Origin of the sequence: Cognaticolwellia aestuarii, from assembly GCF_002000025.1 — a bacterium.
In the GTDB taxonomy this organism is placed as follows: Bacteria; Pseudomonadota; Gammaproteobacteria; order Enterobacterales; family Alteromonadaceae; genus Cognaticolwellia; species Cognaticolwellia aestuarii.
Map to the genome: position 1 here is coordinate 347,108 of NZ_MUZV01000005.1, position 17,502 is coordinate 364,609.

The following is a 17,502-nucleotide window of genomic DNA, read 5'->3' on the forward strand; positions in this document are numbered from 1 at the left end:
CCTATCTCTCTATTATATATTCAACTTTATTTTTCTTACCTGGAGTCGGTGCTCCACCGTTTGGTATACCAACAATAACATTAAAGGCAATTTCACAATATTCAGGAATATCCAATAGGCTCCTCAACCGAAGGTTTTCCTGAACATCTGAGTGAGACCAATTAAGAACGCAAGCGCCCAAGCCTAATGAATGAACCATTAAAAGTGCATTTTGAAAGCCTAGTGTTGCATCTATCATTCCGGTAAGTGACTCTTGTGGTAGATGATAAGAACGAGTATCGTAGCAAACAGAGATGAATGCATGTTTACCAGATATTGCTGTAGCACCTTTATTTTGTTTAGTGCACTCAGCTACTAATGCATCATTCATAGTGAAAAAGTTGACAATAGTTTGCCGATTACAACTCGATGGTGCCCAAACAGTCGTCTCAAGAATCTTATATATGTCTTCAATACTTGGGGCCATTGAATGATGAAAATGTCTAAGAGTCCTCCTTTCCTTTAAAAAGGTTAATAATTGTTCGCTCCCTATCGCTTTGCTATTTATCAAAGGGAACTCTGAATACGAATTACTATCTAAACTCCCCTCCTGCAAATCTCTATGTAGACTTAGTATTTCTTTTGCCCAAGCTACTGATTCACAATTGTTTTTATTTAAATTAATAAGCTCATGTAAACGCAACGCTATAACTATGCTATGACCTGGTTCTCTTTCAAAGGTCTGCAGACCTTTATCAACCATATGCCCATACTTCCTCAAAGCCCCAGAGTTGTCACCACGATAGTCAGGATCTTGTTGCCATGCAGCCTTATTTATATAACTGATTTTTCTCTTAAGTGAAGCACTAACGATCATTAACCTAGGCTTCATTCTAATAAGATTGTACATAGATGCAGGTAATATTTTTTTTACAATATTTTTAAATATTTTCATTTTTTAATTTTCTTTGTTTAGTTAACCAAAGATACCTAATTATAAAAGTTACTGTTAGTGAAATACATAACGAATAAACAGAAGTTATACCAAAGTTAATTCCTAACTTCAGTCCCGCAACCAAAGTTATTGTATATGCAATAAATCCAACGACCATGGATGGGGAAATAACCGATAAGTCTTTCTCCGCTACAAAATAGTGTGACATTAAATATATATTTAAAAAAATATAAAAAAGATATAAAAGCATTCCCTTTTTACTTATAACAACATTACAGATTTCACAACCTAAAGCTGGATAAAATAAGGTCCATAAAAAATCCATCAAAAAGTAACCAGCTAAACATACAATTAAAAAAAATGGAATGAATCGCGATATAAACCATGACTTAATACGTAAATAACGTGCTTTATCATTTTCATAAATGCTAATTATTTTTTTCTGAAACACCAATGCTAGCGTGGATGATGCAGTGGAAATTGCCACTATAAAGCGAAAAAACAAAGCCATTTCGTTATACTCTTCTACGTCAGAAATAGCCTTATATCCGATAATAACTGGAGCGTTAAAATAAAAATACCAAAGTAAATTATTAGGTATTAAAGGGAGCGAAATTTTATACCAAAAAGGCCTTATTTTTTTAAGCGAAGCCTTTAATTTAACAAAAGTAACACTAAATTTCACATCACACTTTATCAACAAATATATAGTTATTAATACATATATAGTTGATTCAGAATACAAAAGCACAAGTAAAGTCAACTCTCCATACAGATATTTACTAAAGAAGAAAAGAGTTAAATACAATAAACCAGGTAGCATATAAGCTATGAAAACTATTCTTTCATTTATTGAAGCTCTAGCATAATCAGCTACAACAATAAAAATAGCGACAATCAACGACATAAAAAAACCAGAAGTCATAATGTGCGAAAAGCTTGCGGCAATAACAAAAATTAGGAAAGCAAAAAAAATTATGGGGTAAAAGCTACTTAAAACAGAATGCAAATTTTTAGTAAAAACACTACGTAAACCACATCTAAAAAAAGTTGTCCCAAGCTGCAAAGATAAAAGCTGGCTTCCGAGTTGCCACACTGCAAAATATAATGCATATTGCTGAAAATCAGAAGCATTTACAGCAAAAGCAAGTAAGAAAAAACCTGCAAGCGCCATCCCTCTGGATACAACAAGTACCAATATATTACTTAGATACCCCATTATAAGCTAATTTAGATTCATAGTTGGCATGCAGTATATAAGTTTTCAATTATACGTGTACATGCTTGCCCATCACCATATGGGTTATGGGCAACACTCATTGCATTATACGCAACTTTGCTTGACAACAACTCGCTTAATTCGCTCACTATTTTTTCAACATCTGTTCCTACTAATTTAACAGTCCCAGCATTAACGGCTTCTGGGCGCTCTGTTGTATCACGCATTACAAGTACAGGTTTACCCAATGAAGGTGCTTCTTCTTGTATCCCACCAGAGTCTGTTAAAAGTACATATGATTTATTCATCAAATAGACAAAAGGTAAATAATCTAGGGGCTCAATGAGGTAAACATTTTTTAAGTCCGCAAGCAACCTATTAACAGGTTCTCTTACATTAGGGTTTAGATGCATTGGATAAACTAAATCAACATCAGGACATTTCTTTGCTATTTGCGCAATAGCTTCACAAATACGTTCAAACCCACCACCAAAACTTTCCCGCCTATGGCCAGTAACCAAAACAATTCTTCTGCTTTCATCAAGGTAATTAAATTTAGCTTCCAATCTTGATTTTAAATCAGAGTTCGTTTCTAGTTTTTTTATTACATTATGTAGAGCATCTATCACTGTATTACCAGTGACTATAACCTTATCAGGAACAGTATTTTCTTTTAATAAATTTTGCTTTGAGCTTTCCGTTGGAGCGAAATGTAAATCGGCAATAGTTCCCGTCAACCTTCTATTCCCTTCTTCTGGCCAAGGAGAGTAGATATTGCCAGTCCTTAACCCAGCTTCTACATGACCGACTTTAATTTTTTGATAATAAGCCGCTAATGTTGTCGATAATGTAGTTGCTGTATCACCATGCACTAATACATAGTCTGGTTTAAAGTCAGCTAAAATCGGTTTTAACCCCGTTAATATTCCGCAAGTAATATCGGTCAAGTCTTGACCAGGCTTCATTAAGTTCAAATCATAATCCGGTGTTATCTCAAATAACTCTAGTACCTGATCCAGCATCTCTCGATGTTGTGCTGTTACACAGATTTTTGCTTCAAATCGTTCATCTGTCGATAGTGCATCAACTAACGGCGCCATTTTTATGGCTTCTGGTCTAGTCCCAAATACAGTAAGAATACGTTTTTTTATAGTCATAGGGGTTACTTTGTAGTGATTAATATTTTAAAGTTATTGTTTAAGTTTTACTACTCGTCATATTTCCAACTAAAATGACGAGCATATTTGTTATATAGTGCGAATATCAACACAAATAATATTAATTGAAAACTTTCAGCCACTTGAAAATACTCACCTAAAACACCAAATATAGACATAAATACTGAAGATACTGTTATTACGACTAACGTCTGGCGTGAAGACAAACCTGCACGTTGTAATATGTGATGTAAATGATCTCTATCAGGTTTAAAAGGCGATTTGCCTTTTCGGTAACGACGCATCACAATAGCTAACATATCCATTAAGGGTATCGCACATATCCATAAAGCAGTTACAGGTCTAAATGATGCATTTTCGCCCTGAGTCCCGATGGTTAATAACCAAATAACGCTTAAACCTATGAACATACTTCCTGCATCGCCCATGAATATTTTTTTGCTATACATTTTAAAGTAACCAAGATTGAACATAAGATAAGGCAAAGTCGCAGTTGCTAGAATGAGTGGGTATGATAAATACCCTTGATTACCACTCATTAAGAACAATACTGCAATTGCAGTAAAAGTATTCAAACTTAAGCTGCCAATTAATCCGTCGATACCATCAACCATGTTATAAGCATTGATCACCACAATAATGGCAAAATAAGTAAACACAATTCCAACAGGGCCGAGCTCAATATTGCCGAAACTGAATAAATCGCCTAAGTTAGATATATAGCCACCAACGCCGTAAATCATTAAACTGGCAATGATTATTTGTCCGACGATTCGTATCCGTACCTTCAAGTCGAACTTATCATCAAGCGCCCCAATAAAAACCATCATCGCTGATGCAATTAAATACATGCGCAGCTCTAAAGTATTTGGTAGCCAAAGAAGACTTGCTGCCAAAACAGCAACAAATATCGAAATACCACCTATCAAGGGTACTTGCCCTTGATGTCGTTTACGGGCATTAGGTTTGTCTACTAACCCGACATCAATGGCAATTGGTTTAAATAATTTGATCGCTAAAAAAGCAAAACAAAAGGCAGTAATAGCAGCTATTACCATGATATTCACTCCTGATTACTTTTATTAGAGAAATAACGAATAAGTACAATTAGTAAAGATAAGATCCCTCCTAGCATAGTGCCTAAAACTACAATTAAAGCTCGCTTAGGTTTTGCTTTTTCTTCAGGCGCATTAGCAGGGTCAATGGTTTTTAACACATACTCTCTTGACACTTCAGCCAACATGATAATTTTAGTTTGTTCTTCAATAAGCTGATAGAAGACAGTCTGCATATCTGCTAGCTGAGTTTCTTGTAATTTTTCTGACAAATAGTCTATGCTATTTTGGGCTTCAACTTTATCTTGTTGGCGAATAGTTGAATTGATGTCATCGACTAACCATACCAACCATTGAGTCGCCACTTCAGGAGAATAATGTTCAATGGCTAAGGTGATCATACCATTTTCTTTATCTGTGCTAACTGACAGCACTTGCTTGAATGCTTTAAACGCTTCCCATGATGATGGTTCAGGTTTTTTGGGCGCTTCAACCTCTCTCAACCAGGAGTTAGTCTCTGAATTATAGATTTCATCATCTATGGTTAGGGTATTACTATTAGGATCCCAATTATTGGCGGCCATTAATGGCACTAACAATTGATGTTTGGCTATGAAGTTTTCAAGAAAAAGGCGTGACTTAAGTACCTCAAGCGCTAAGCCTGTTTTATCAGTACCTCCGCTCCCCAAATTAATACCAGCAAGGCTAGCTAAGCCACCAAACTGGCCAGCCATTTTAGCTAAGCCTCCTGCACCGCCTTGCTCACTAGCAGGCGCTAGTAAAGTTGATGCTCGGTAGATGTTAGGCTGATTAATCGCATATATAATTGAGGAAATAGCGAATAAAGCGCTGATAGCAATAATTAATAGTTTGCCTGACCAAATAGCACGCCAAAGCTCTGCTAAGTCAATTTCGTCACTTTCGGGGATCTGTTGTTGCTGATAAAATTCGTTTGAATTCATTGCATTGACTTCTTCTGAAGTACTTCCTTGCAGTCTATGATTTTTCACAATAACTCGCGTTTAAGTTCATTTTTGTACTATTCCTTTGAGCATTTAGCTTGATACTTTAACCTAATGCATTTGTGCGCTGGGCATTATAGCAAGGTGTTTAGCGTTTTTAATAGTGCTTTAGTAATTTTTTTAAATAATTACTCTAAATTAAGCCTTTCTTCACCGACTTCAGATTCAGGGCATTTCTACACAGAGGGAAAAGAAAGTACACTAAAAAGCTATTAAAATATAAAAGCATTATTCTTTCTTTCCCGTAACTTCTGCAGATTTGATACAGTTTTTAGCTTTTTGAATCAGCCATCAAGTATTTTCAACTTAATTTATAAGCTACCGATTGCCGCTACAGCAACTGCCGAGTTATAAATAATTTGCGTAACCGCAGACCATAATGTTAAGCCATCTTTATATTCTAAGTCTAGCGGTACAACAATGGTATCTCCTGCTGCTAATAGCTCACCTTGGCTTGCAAACCAATTGTCGTTACTGGCCAGCCTAACTGAGCCGTCAGCTTTAATAACGTATATACGATCTTGATCTGCTCGTGTTTTTAAGCCGCCCGATCTATCGATATAATCATGTAAATCAAAAGCATTTTTGTAAATATGAGAGGTAGCATATTGCACCTCACCTATCACACTTATTGACTCTTTAGCTTTTGGAATATACAGCGCATCACCATCATCTAAACGAATATCGTCAGGGCTGTCATGAGCTATTATATGCGGCAAGTCAATAACCAAACGCCCAACAGCTTCAGCTACATTAAGTTTGCTTAATAAGTCAGTCGATTCTGCAAGTTCAGTATTATTTTTTTCATCACTTGTTAAACTAATTTGCGCGGTTTCATTTTCAAGTTGGGCCTGTAGTTGTGCTATTTTTTCGGCTTCTTGCTTTTTCAATGCCACACGCGTGAAAATGGCGGCTTTTGCATCCGCCTCAGATGTTAGCCCACCTGCTCGGGCTATTACGTCGCTTAATTTTTCACCTTTTTTCAGTGTATAATTTCCCGGAAAAACGACTTCGCCAACCAGCTTTATTTCTCGATTATCTTGCCATTCAGGAATGCGTTTAACATGCAAAGTATCTAACGATTGCAGTAAAAAACCACTGTTTAGCTTAATGTTTTGATGGGTTATTTCAGCATTTTTTATGCCGTCGTGGTTAAAGCGGACTAAGTCTGCATCAACTAAATAGCTAGACTCTTTTAAGCCCCCAGCTAAATTAATTAGCTCGCTACTCGTCATGTTAACAACGTAGGGATATTGACCAGGAAAATGTACATCGCCAGAAATTGTTACTACGTTTTGCGCTAATGTTTTATCTGCCTGTTGACGCAATTCAGCAATTAAATCTTTTAGCAATTCAGTGCGTGGTTGGTCATGTTCAAATAAATATAAACGATCTAGTGCAACTAAACGCTTATCTAACGCGTCCCTATTTGTTAGATCTAGATAAAAAACCTCAGTATTTAACTGCGTATTTTTTCTTGCTAGCAAAGCAAATTTTAATTCCGACTTTTGCGTATAGCCCATGCCCGCATTTAATAAATCTTTCACATTAGCATTTACCGTTAACGGGTACTCACCAGGGTTACGTATTGCGCCATTAATAGTCACTACTTTAGCGGCTTCTGCGAGTTCGGTTTGCGTTTTTAGTACATTAAGCAAAGGGGTTAAACTTGCACTGCGATTGCGTTGTTTATTAAAGACATAAACTGTATCTTCAGCCTGTAATGCAAAGTCTACGGCTGCTTGTTTACTCTTTATGTACTCTGAATAATTAACACTATAACTGGTTAATTTGCCGGTAATCGGGTTTTTACGGGTGATTAAAATATATTCGAGATCAGGTTGCTCTTTAAAATCATTAATACTGGTTAAAATGTCGCTTAATTTACTATTTTTGTGCCAGCCATATATACCGGGACGTTGCACATGGCCTTTTACGGTTATACTTTGCTCTAATGCTGATAATACTGAGCCAACTTCGATTACATCGCCGTTTCTAACTTTGCTATTTTGCGCAGTATTAAGGTCAACACTGATAACTGAGCGTAAACCACTGTTATTTATGCGGCCTATTTTACCTACTTTTTCAAAAGCGGTTGCAGTTACACCGCCCGCAAGTTTTATAACATCACCTATGTTTTGCTCATTTTTAAGTTCGTAAATTGCAGGGCGACTTACTTCACCTTTAACACCAACAGTGTTACCTACCGTCGGAATAAAAACTACATCGCCAGCCATTAAGCTGACATCACCTGACGTGTCACCAGCTAGTAATAGTTGATATAAATCTAGCGTTGCGACAACTTTACCGCGACGCTTTACTTGAATATTACGCAGTGAACCAATTTCATTGATACCACCCGCCGCATATATGGCTTGCGTTACAGTTGCTAATGAGCTTAATGTGTAAGAAGCAGCACGATATGCCTCACCTAGTACAAATACTCTGATCGAGCGCAGTTCACCCATCGAAATATTGCTTTTGACACCAATTTTTCGTTCTTGGATATTACTACTTATTAGTTTTTTAACTTCGCTAAAATTTTGCCCTGCTACATTGATAGGCCCTAGTTGCGGAATATCGATATTGCCTTGACGATTCACCGTTAAGTTGTATGAAACGGTTTCTTTACCATAAAGTTGAATTGACAAGCTATCGCCAGGGCCAACCATATACTCTGAAGGAATTGGTATGTCTGATACTGGTGCAAATGTTGATGGCTCGCCAGCAAAAAGATCATAACCAAAAGGTTTTAGTTTAAAGCTATCGGTACTGCTACTAAATTGTAAGCTGTCAGCTTCAACCGTTTGTTTTTCAACTATTGCTTGTTCTTCATTAGCACTATGGGTGGCATTATCACGAACGGGTACAAGCTCGTTTAACGATGGTGAATTTTGCCGTGAATTATTTGCAGTTTTGTTGCCTAAAACATTTATGGTTGATAAATCAATCCCCATACTACTTGCTAACGCTTGTTGCTGAGTTGGCGACATTTTTTTAAATTGTTCAATTTGAGCTTGGCTTATTTCAGCAGCCGTTGTGAAATAACTCACAAATACGAGGGTAGAACTTAGAATGATTTTATTGAAGAATGGTTTCATTTATAAATTACTTCATTGATTATTATGGTTTTATTATATAGACACTTTATATATAGATTTAACTTAGTTGGGGTGCAAATAAATTTCCTTATCTGTGATGCTTAATATCTTGAAACTCCACATAAAATGTAAATTACCTCGCACGTGTTGTCAAAAATTTAATATTACAAGGCCTATTTCATTTATATCTTGTTTGTTTATTTGTCGGGCTAAAGCCCGACCTACAAAATCCAAAGTCCTACAGAACAATTATAGATTTGTTTTATTTGTATCATTAGTGTCAGATTGAAATCCGACACTACAAAATCATTTATTGGTTAAGAATTTTATGTACCAAGGCATGGCTTTATCTATACCTTGTTGGATACGGTATTCTGGCAGGTAACCTAATAACTCTTTCGCTTTCGAAATATCCGCTTGTGAATGACGTACGTCACCCGCTCTGAAATCTCTGTAAACAGCCGGTTTTTCATAACAAACTTTATTTTGACCTAATGCTAAAGCTAAACTATTAAATAGTTCATTCAGTGTTGTTCTATCACCCAAGGCAACATTATAAACTTGGTTTTTGCCTTCTTCGCTGGCTGTTGCAGCTAGTATATTAGCTTGCACTGCGTTTTCAACAAAGCAAAAGTCTCGGCTAGTTTCACCATCACCATTAATAAACAAGTCTTGATTTTCAATCATTGCCGCCGTCCATTTAGGAATAACCGCTGCATATGCGCCATTGGGATCTTGACGTTTGCCAAATACATTAAAATAACGTAAACCTGTGGCATTTAAACCATAGGTTTTATGAAATACATCAGCGTATAGTTCATTAACATATTTAGTTACTGCATAGGGTGATAAGGGCTTACCAATATGCTCTTCTACTTTTGGTAAGGCCGGGTGGTCGCCATAGGTTGAGCTTGATGCAGCATAAACAAAAGTACTGACTTTAGCGTCTTTAGCTGCGGTGATCATATTTACAAAGCCAGTTATGTTAGCTGAATTGGTTAAAATAGGGTCGGCAATTGAGCGCGGTACTGAACCTAAAGCCGCTTGATGTAAAACATAATCAACATTTTGGTTATTAAGGGTGAGTGCTTTTTGACAATCTTCGATATTTCGAATATCGCCTTTAACAAAGGCAAAGTTTTGCCATTGCTCATTACTCACTTGGCTTTGAACTTCGTCTAAATTATGTTGATGGCCTGTAGCAAAATTGTCTAAACCGATAACTTTTTGATTCAATAACAACAGGGTTTCGAGTAAATTAGAGCCAATAAACCCAGCTACACCAGTAATTAACCAAACTTTAGGGGTTTGCTTAAGTTGCTTTTTTACATCATCGTACTTAGACATTATTACTTCCGTTCTATAGTGTTTTATTATTTTACTGACAGCTGACTGCTCAAAACTGTCAGCTTTTATTTACTTTACAAACGCATATCAACCGACTCTTTCGGTAAAACATATTTTAAATCATAGAGTACGTGGTTGCCTTTACCTAAAGCGCGAATATTATCTACTCCCATCGCTTTAAATTCGTTATGTGAAACCGCAAGAATAATAGCATCGTAATGATCAGTATTAGGTTGCTCTGTTAGGCTTAAATTATACTCATGCTCTGCTTCTTCTGATGAGCACCACGGGTCTGTAATATCAACATTAATATTATATTCTTTAAGCTCGCTAACAATATCAACAATTTTAGTATTGCGTAAATCTGGGCAATTTTCTTTAAAGGTAAGGCCCATAATAAGTACGTTAGCGCCTTCAACTTGAATACGTTTATGTAGCATATGCTTTACTAGCTGTGAAACAACATAAGCGCCCATGCCATCGTTTAATCGACGACCGGCTAAAATCATTTCAGGGTGATAACCTACTGACTGTGCTTTGTGTGTTAAATAGTAAGGATCAACACCAATACAGTGTCCGCCAACTAAACCGGGGCGAAATGGAAGAAAGTTCCATTTGGTGCCCGCTGCCTCTAGCACTTCTAACGTGTCAATATTGAGCTTATTAAAAATAATTGATAACTCATTGATTAAAGCGATATTAACATCACGCTGAGTATTTTCGATTACCTTAGCAGCTTCCGCAACTTTAATAGAACTCGCTTTATGCGTGCCAGCAGTAATAATTGAACGATATAAGTCATCAACTAATGTCGCTATTTCAGGTGTTGAGCCTGAGGTTACTTTTAAAATATTAGTGACTCTATGCTCTTTGTCGCCGGGGTTAATACGCTCTGGCGAATAACCCGCATAAAAATCTTGGTTGTAGACTAAACCAGAAACACGCTCAACTACTGGGATACAAGCCTCTTCAGTTGCACCTGGGTAAACGGTTGACTCATAAATGATAATATCGTCTTTATTGACAACTTTGCCTAGCATTTCGCTGGCTTTTATCAATGGTGTTAAGTCAGGCTGTTTGTGCTTATCTATTGGCGTTGGAACAGTAACAATATAAACATTGGCAGTTTTTAAGTCTGCTACTTCACATGAATAAGTTAAGTTAGTGGTTTCGGCTAACTCTTCATCACTTACTTCAAGTGTACTATCAGTGCCTTGTTGTAATTCAGTAATACGGCCTTTATTAATGTCGAAACCTAATGTTTGATATTTTTTACCAAACTCAACAGCCAACGGCAAACCAACATAGCCTAAACCTATAATAGCTATTTTTATATCATTTAAGTCACGTATCATTATGCGAATCTATCCCTTGTTTTGACTGTTATTTTTAGTATTTTATCTATCCAAGCTTTAAGCAAAGGTTAATTAAGCTTTAAACTGTCAGTTTCAAGCTCTCAGTGCAGATCAAAAACTTCTGCTGTTATTCCTCTGCTGTTAGCTTAAAACTTAAAACTTAAAACTTCAATTTAAATACCATTAATTGCCGCAACAGCTACCGCCGCATTATAAATAATCTGCGTAGCAGTTGACCATAGCGTTAAATCATTCATATATTCAGCGTCTAGTGGTACTACTATGGTATCTCCTGGTTTTAGTGCAGTATTTGCCGAACCGGCAAACCAGTTACTTTCTTCTACCATTTTGATACTACCATTGGCTGATATCACATAAATTCGTTCTTCATCAGCGCGTTTTTTAGCTCCGCCACTTTGTATTATGTAATCTTCTGCTGTCATGGTTTCGTCGTATAAATGTGACGAACTTACTTGAACTTGGCCAATAACATTGATTGAATTTTTCTTTGTCGGCACATAAAGTACATCACCGCCTTCTAGTAATATTTCTTCACTTTTAGCTGCCATGATATTTGGTAAATTAATCACTAAACGCCCTACAGGCTCTAATTCTGTGATATCTGACAGCAATTTCTGGGCATCATCATAAGATGTAGACGTACCTTTTTCGGTTAACGATTTTGACGCCATTTCAATGCGTAGGTCGCCAGCAAGTTTGACTAAGTTTTTCTGCTCTAATTCTTTTAATTGTTTTCGAGTAAATACCGAGGCATCGGGGTGGGCGTACTCCGTTAAACCACCAGCTTTAACAATTAAATCAGCTAATGTTTCACCACGACGAATGGTATATTTGCCAGGGAAAACAAATTCGCCACGCAATTCAACTACATGGTTTTCACTCCAAGCGGGAATTTTATGAACATTTAAGCGATCTTTACTCTGTAACGCTATATTAGACTGCTTATCGCCATTTAACGCTAACCCTAGATCTACGTTTAATGACAGCTTTGTTGCGCCGTTTTGATTAAAATCGTTTCGGGTAACTTCCGCTCGCGCTAAATATGCTGACTCTTTGACGCCGCCTGCTGCAGCAATTAAATCACTAACATTGGCATTTTTTACCAAAGGATAAACACCTGGAAACTTAACTTGGCCATCAACTTCAACTAATTGAATAGGCTGACCAGAAGCCCCTTGTTGTCGTAACTTTCTTAATACTGGCGCTAGCAAACGCTGACGAGAAAACAGTGCCATTTCACGAAGGTTCACCTCTTCATCTAGAACGCCATTAGTCATTTTTACTAGCGATTGATTTGCTATACTTTCAGCTTCTGCGTCAGCGCTAATTTTTGATGATTTTAACTCACTCGTTCCATACTTTTTCCAAAAAGAATTTTCTTGATAGTAGCTTTTCGCTTGTTCTCGCTCTTTGGCAAATAATTGTTCCTGTGTAAAAGCTAATTCATCTAATGACATTTTTTCATCGATATGTTTACTAACATTTGAAAATATTAATAATTTATCATTAGGTAATAAAACCAGATTATCAGCGCTGTCTTGAGGTGGATTTTCAAGAGCTTTAGCTAGGTTAAATTGTAATAACTCAATGTTTCTCGCCTTATCTTTTTGGCGAACAACTAAACCATAATTTAGATCAGCGTAAGGTAAAACGTGAGAGTTTAAAGTCGGTAATAAATCCGCTATTTTTATGCCTTTTTGCCACTGATATTTACCTGGTCGACTTACGGCACCAATAACAGTTATAGATTGTTCGTACACACCTGAACTTTCTAAAACACGAATATAGTCACCACTGTGTAATAATTGTTTACGTGCTTGCTCATCTGTTAAATCAATATTAACAATACTTCGCAAACTTTGGCTATTGTAGCGCTCTACAATTGTTGACTGAGGATAAGCTGATGGCAGCAAACCACCTGCCATAGCTAAAACATGATCAAAATTTTCACCTGTTTTTAATTCGTATATTGCAGGGCGCCTAACCTCACCACGTATTGAAATACTCTTGCTTTGTGTCGGTATAAAGACCACATCACCAGAATGTAATAAAATATCACTTGATGAGTCACCATGAATAAGTAAGTCGTACAGGTCAACTGTTTGAACTACTTTACCTGCTCGTTTAACGGTAATATTTCGCAATGAGCCAATATCACTGACGCCTCCGGCAGCAAAAATAGCATGAGTAACCGAGGATAATGAACTTAGTGTATACGGGCCGGGTTTGTAGGCTTCACCAAGAACAAAAATACGCATAGAACGTAACTCAGCTAAACTAACAACCACATTGACACCAATAATGCTTTGTTTAATTTTTTCAGCAAGAAATGTTTTCATTTCAGCAAAAGCTAAACCCACAATTTTCACTGGACCAATATTAGGAACTAAGACTGTACCTTCTCGGGTTATCGGTAAAACATATTCGGCATTTTCTTTCCCGTAGATTTGGATTGATAGTTGATCACCCACACCCAGTATATATTTTTCAGGAATAGCGATATCCATAGCAGGTGTAAAAGTATTCGGGGCGTTAGCAAAAACATCCATGCCAAATCTTTCTAGCGGTTTAAATAATTCAGCGTCAGTTTCAAAAGCAGTGCTTTGTGGCTGATTTTCGGTACTTGCTTCAACCTTAGGTCTCGGTGAAATTGCAGTTGAAGACAATTGTGTTTGTTGATTATTAGAAGATACTTGCCCCATGACAGCATTTAAATCAACCCCCATACTTTGTGCTAAAGCTTGTTGTTGAGATTTAGGCAAGTTTTTAAATTGTTCTATTTGTTGTGGCGATATTTGCGCCGAGAATGCGCTAAAAGATAAAACATAAATAGCGAGAATGCGGGTTAATTGACGAGTGAGATTAATCATTTTAACGTATTTCTTCCTGTTGATACGTGAATAGAGCTTATATCGATTAAATTAATGAAGTAGCGTATTTATAACTACATTACGTCGGCATGAGCATAAAAAGTAATTATCGTATCGTTTTTTATTCATTCAATTTTTGATTATTATCAAATACTAAGAGAGTTTAACCGTAAATTTAAAGCGTGCTTTGATAACAACACCTAAATTAAAAACAATAAGTAATTAATTTAAACTTCTTAAAAATAGTATTATTTATAAAGCGATAAAATAGCATCACCACTTATTAAACAACGATTAACAAGCCTAATTCACTTAACATTAATTTAAGCTAAAAATAAACATTGCTCAGTTTAACAGTAAGCTTACTGTCATTAAAGTAACTTTTAAGGCGGCGAAATAATTATCGTTTAAAAAATAACAAAAAACACATAACTTTCCGCTCATAAATAAGAGATTAACCCGACAGACTTGCCTTTCAATGCTAGCAAAGGTATAAAACGGGCTGGCTAAAGCTATTTAACACAAATTTGCTCGACAAATTGCCGCATTGACCAGCATGCAGATCCAGCTGAATAATAATAATTATGATGTCGAGCATACTCTTTAAAGGAATTTTTAAATGACAAAACCTACAACAGGCACTTTTTTCGGTCACCCGAAAGGACTGTTTCTTTTATTTGGTACTGAAATGTGGGAACGTTTCGGTTATTACGGTATGCGTGCCCTTTTGGTACTTTATTTGGTTGCCAGTGTTCAAGATGGTGGCTTCGGTTGGACTAATGCTGAAGCATTAAGTTTATACGGTACCTTTACCATGGCGGTGTACTTAACACCGGTAATTGGTGGCTGGCTAGCTGATAATTTTATCGGTCAACGTAAAGCGATTATCATTGGCGGTATTATATTTTCATTAGGTTACTTTACTTTAGGTATTCCTAAATCCATGTTAGTTGGCATGGAAGAAACTGTTTTTTATATTGGTTTAACGCTAATTGTTATTGGTAACGGTTTATTTAAAGCTAATGTATCAAGCCTAGTAGGTGACTTATATGAAGATGGCGATCATCGCCGTGACGGTGCTTTCACTATTTTCTACATGGGTATCAACTTAGGCGCATTTTTAGCACCAATTACTGTCGGTGTTTTAGGTGAGCAAGTTAACTGGCATTACGGCTTTATTTTAGCGGGTTGTGGTATGCTTATCGGTTTATCTTTGCAATTACTTTTTGCTAAGAAATACCTCGGAGACATCGGTATTGAACCATCAGCAAAACGTACAGATGGCAAGCAAGAAGCGCATGCTCCATTAACTTCTGAAGATTTCGATCGTATGAAAGTTATCTTAATCATGAGTATGTTCTCTGTGATTTTCTGGGCTGGTTTTGAACAAGCGGGTGGCTTATTTACTATCTACGCTTCTGACTTTACTGACCGTACTATTTTTGGCATGGAAGTGGCTGCTTCATCATTCCAATCGTTGAATGCAATGTTCATTATTATGCTAGCACCTGTTGTGGCTTCTGTTTGGGTTAAAATGGGCTCGAATGAACCTACATCCCCTAAAAAGTTTGCGCTTGCGATGGTATTTCTAGCCTTAGGTTTCTTTGTTATGCTTTGGGCAACTATGGTTCAAGGTGGCGATGTAACGGTTAAAGTTAGCATGTTGTTCTTAGTGTTTGCTTACCTTTTCCATACCCTTGGTGAGTTATGTTTGTCGCCAATTGGTTTATCTATGGTAACGAAATTAGCACCACTTAAATTTACTTCATTATTGATGGGTATTTGGTTCTTCTTTACTGCTTTATCTAACTGGTTAGCTGCATTTATCGGCTCGTTTGTTGGTGAAGGACAAGAGATGGTCGACAACGCTGCTAACATTTTCATGGGCGTTGGTTCTGCAGCCTTAGTGACGGGTATTATTATCTTCTTATCTGCTGGTAAATTAGTGCAATGGATGCATGGCGCAGAAGGTGATGACTCTCATGGCCTTGAAGATAAAATTGAAGAAGAAATTGCAGTTACAGGAACACATGAAGGTATTTCTGAAAAGCAATAAAAAGCGCAGCTTTCAGTATTGAGCTTTCAGCTGTCAGTTAAAGATATTAGCTGTAAGCTTTAAGTTTTAAGCTGTCAGTAAAAGGCTAGAACAAAACACATCCGTGTGGCACTTGTTTTTGTCTGATAGCTGATGGCTGATAGCTGACAGCTTTCAGTATTGAGCTTTCAGCTGTCAGTAAAAGATATTAGCTGTAAGCTTTAAGTTTTAAGTTTTAAGCTGTCAGTAAAAGGCTAGAACAAAACACATCCGTGTGGCACTTGTTTTGTCTGATAGCTGATGGCTGATAGCTGACAGCTTTCAGTATTGAGCTTTCAGCTGTCAGTTAAAGATATTAGCTGTAAGTTTTAAGCTGTCAGTAAAAGACTAGAACAAAGCATTTCTGTGTGGCACTGGTTTTTGTCTGATAGCTGACAGCTTTTAACTTTGAACTATCTTTTAGCTTTTGTTAAAAACGAGTAATATTCAGTTATTACTCGTTTTTTTATAGCTGATTTTTATACATAACTTTTAACCCTAAACAGCACTTCGTCTGAGGAGTAAAGCTTTGAATGTTAAACTTTCTCAAAATTCTGCAAAAGATAATATTAAATCAAAAAATCAAAGAGATACGATCCGCCAACAAGTAAGGCAATTACGTCAAGACTTAACTACCACACAGCAAACCGACGCTGCATTACAGCTATTAGCCCGCTTTAGTGTTGATAAAAAAATACTATCAGCCAATAGTATTGCCCTGTACCTTAGCAATGATGGCGAACTTGACACTGAAATATTGATTGAATGGTGCTGGCAACAAGGTAAGCAGGTTTATTTACCTGTTTTGCACCCTTTTGCTAAAGGACATTTGCTTTTTTTACATTATGAGCGTCGAACTCCATTGGTGAACAATCGCTTTGGTATTGCTGAGCCTAAACTTGATGTGAGTAAAGTTATTGTGCCACATCAACTTGATATTATTTGTACGCCTCTAGTCGCTTTTGACCACTTAGGTGCACGCTTAGGCATGGGCGGAGGCTTTTACGATCGCACCTTAAGCCGTTGGCACCAACATCATCAACAGCAAAGTACCGTCAAACCCTACCCTATTGGTTTAGCGCATGACTGCCAACTTGTTGCTCCCTTACCTTCTGAGTCTTGGGATATTCCATTACCTGAAATAATCACTCCAAGCATGCATTATATATTTAATTAAAGCTTGGTTTTTAAACTTTTTTGTTTGCTATAATGCGCACCAAGAGAAAGTAGCCGTAAACTAAGATCTTAGCTATAAGCTATCAGTTATTAGCTTTCAGAAAAATCAAAAGCCAACTCATGAGTGTGGTGCTTGTTTTACTGACAGCT

Annotated in this window: 11 protein-coding genes; 2 read left to right on the forward strand and 9 right to left on the reverse strand. The window is 36.8% G+C overall.

What is annotated here, in order from left to right:
• Position 1: 1 nt before the first annotated feature.
• The 9 genes from B0169_RS10130 to B0169_RS10170 form a co-directional block, all read right to left on the reverse strand.
• Complete coding sequence (locus B0169_RS10130) at positions 2 to 934, reverse strand: nitroreductase family protein (RefSeq protein WP_077285851.1); 933 nt, start codon at positions 932 to 934, stop codon at positions 2 to 4.
• A complete protein-coding gene (locus B0169_RS10135; protein WP_143323503.1) occupies positions 921 to 2,132 on the reverse strand; it encodes a hypothetical protein in 1,212 nt (403 codons plus the stop codon). Before B0169_RS10135 ends, B0169_RS10130 begins: the two co-directional genes overlap by 14 nt.
• A 38-nt stretch (positions 2,133 to 2,170) precedes the next feature.
• Positions 2,171 to 3,310: a non-hydrolyzing UDP-N-acetylglucosamine 2-epimerase gene (gene wecB / locus B0169_RS10140; protein WP_077285853.1), complete on the reverse strand. Its 1,140-nt coding sequence runs from the start codon at positions 3,308 to 3,310 to the stop codon at positions 2,171 to 2,173.
• A gap of 50 nt (positions 3,311 to 3,360) precedes the next feature.
• Complete coding sequence (gene wecA / locus B0169_RS10145; protein ID WP_077285854.1) at positions 3,361 to 4,389, reverse strand: UDP-N-acetylglucosamine--undecaprenyl-phosphate N-acetylglucosaminephosphotransferase; 1,029 nt, start codon at positions 4,387 to 4,389, stop codon at positions 3,361 to 3,363.
• Positions 4,390 to 4,394: 5 nt separating this feature from the next.
• A complete protein-coding gene (locus tag B0169_RS10150; protein ID WP_328589018.1) occupies positions 4,395 to 5,396 on the reverse strand; it encodes a Wzz/FepE/Etk N-terminal domain-containing protein in 1,002 nt (333 codons plus the stop codon).
• 323 nt (positions 5,397 to 5,719) lie between these two features.
• Positions 5,720 to 8,509: an SLBB domain-containing protein gene (locus B0169_RS10155; RefSeq protein ID WP_077285855.1), complete on the reverse strand. Its 2,790-nt coding sequence runs from the start codon at positions 8,507 to 8,509 to the stop codon at positions 5,720 to 5,722.
• A 306-nt stretch (positions 8,510 to 8,815) separates the two neighbouring features.
• Positions 8,816 to 9,856, reverse strand: coding sequence for an NAD-dependent epimerase/dehydratase family protein (locus B0169_RS10160; protein WP_077285856.1), 1,041 nt, complete (start codon positions 9,854 to 9,856; stop codon positions 8,816 to 8,818).
• Positions 9,857 to 9,930: 74 nt separating this feature from the next.
• A complete protein-coding gene (tviB, locus tag B0169_RS10165; protein WP_077285857.1) occupies positions 9,931 to 11,211 on the reverse strand; it encodes a Vi polysaccharide biosynthesis UDP-N-acetylglucosamine C-6 dehydrogenase TviB in 1,281 nt (426 codons plus the stop codon).
• Between the two features lie 173 nt (positions 11,212 to 11,384).
• Entirely contained in the window at positions 11,385 to 14,102 is a 2,718-nt protein-coding gene (locus tag B0169_RS10170; RefSeq protein ID WP_077285858.1) for an SLBB domain-containing protein, read from the reverse strand.
• Between the two features lie 619 nt (positions 14,103 to 14,721).
• Between B0169_RS10170 and B0169_RS10175 the strand changes: the two genes are divergently transcribed.
• Together B0169_RS10175 and B0169_RS10180 are read left to right on the forward strand one after the other, a co-directional pair.
• Positions 14,722 to 16,158, forward strand: coding sequence for a peptide MFS transporter (locus B0169_RS10175; protein ID WP_077285859.1), 1,437 nt, complete (start codon positions 14,722 to 14,724; stop codon positions 16,156 to 16,158).
• Positions 16,159 to 16,705: 547 nt separating this feature from the next.
• Positions 16,706 to 17,353, forward strand: coding sequence for a 5-formyltetrahydrofolate cyclo-ligase (locus B0169_RS10180; RefSeq protein ID WP_202971821.1), 648 nt, complete (start codon positions 16,706 to 16,708; stop codon positions 17,351 to 17,353).
• The last annotated feature ends 149 nt before the right edge of the window (positions 17,354 to 17,502 follow it).

Excerpts from the sequence above, each read along its gene's own strand:
- wecA (WP_077285854.1), bottom strand. The coding sequence starts at position 4,389 with ATGGTAATAGCTGCTATTACTGCCTTTTGTTTTGCTTTTTTAGCGATC.
- B0169_RS10130 (WP_077285851.1), bottom strand. The coding sequence starts at position 934 with ATGAAAATATTTAAAAATATTGTAAAAAAAATATTACCTGCATCTATG.
- B0169_RS10170 (WP_077285858.1), bottom strand. The coding sequence starts at position 14,102 with ATGATTAATCTCACTCGTCAATTAACCCGCATTCTCGCTATTTATGTT.
- wecB (WP_077285853.1), bottom strand. The coding sequence starts at position 3,310 with ATGACTATAAAAAAACGTATTCTTACTGTATTTGGGACTAGACCAGAA.
- tviB (WP_077285857.1), bottom strand. The coding sequence starts at position 11,211 with ATGATACGTGACTTAAATGATATAAAAATAGCTATTATAGGTTTAGGC.
- B0169_RS10175 (WP_077285859.1), top strand. The coding sequence starts at position 14,722 with ATGACAAAACCTACAACAGGCACTTTTTTCGGTCACCCGAAAGGACTG.
- B0169_RS10155 (WP_077285855.1), bottom strand. The coding sequence starts at position 8,509 with ATGAAACCATTCTTCAATAAAATCATTCTAAGTTCTACCCTCGTATTT.
- B0169_RS10160 (WP_077285856.1), bottom strand. The coding sequence starts at position 9,856 with ATGTCTAAGTACGATGATGTAAAAAAGCAACTTAAGCAAACCCCTAAA.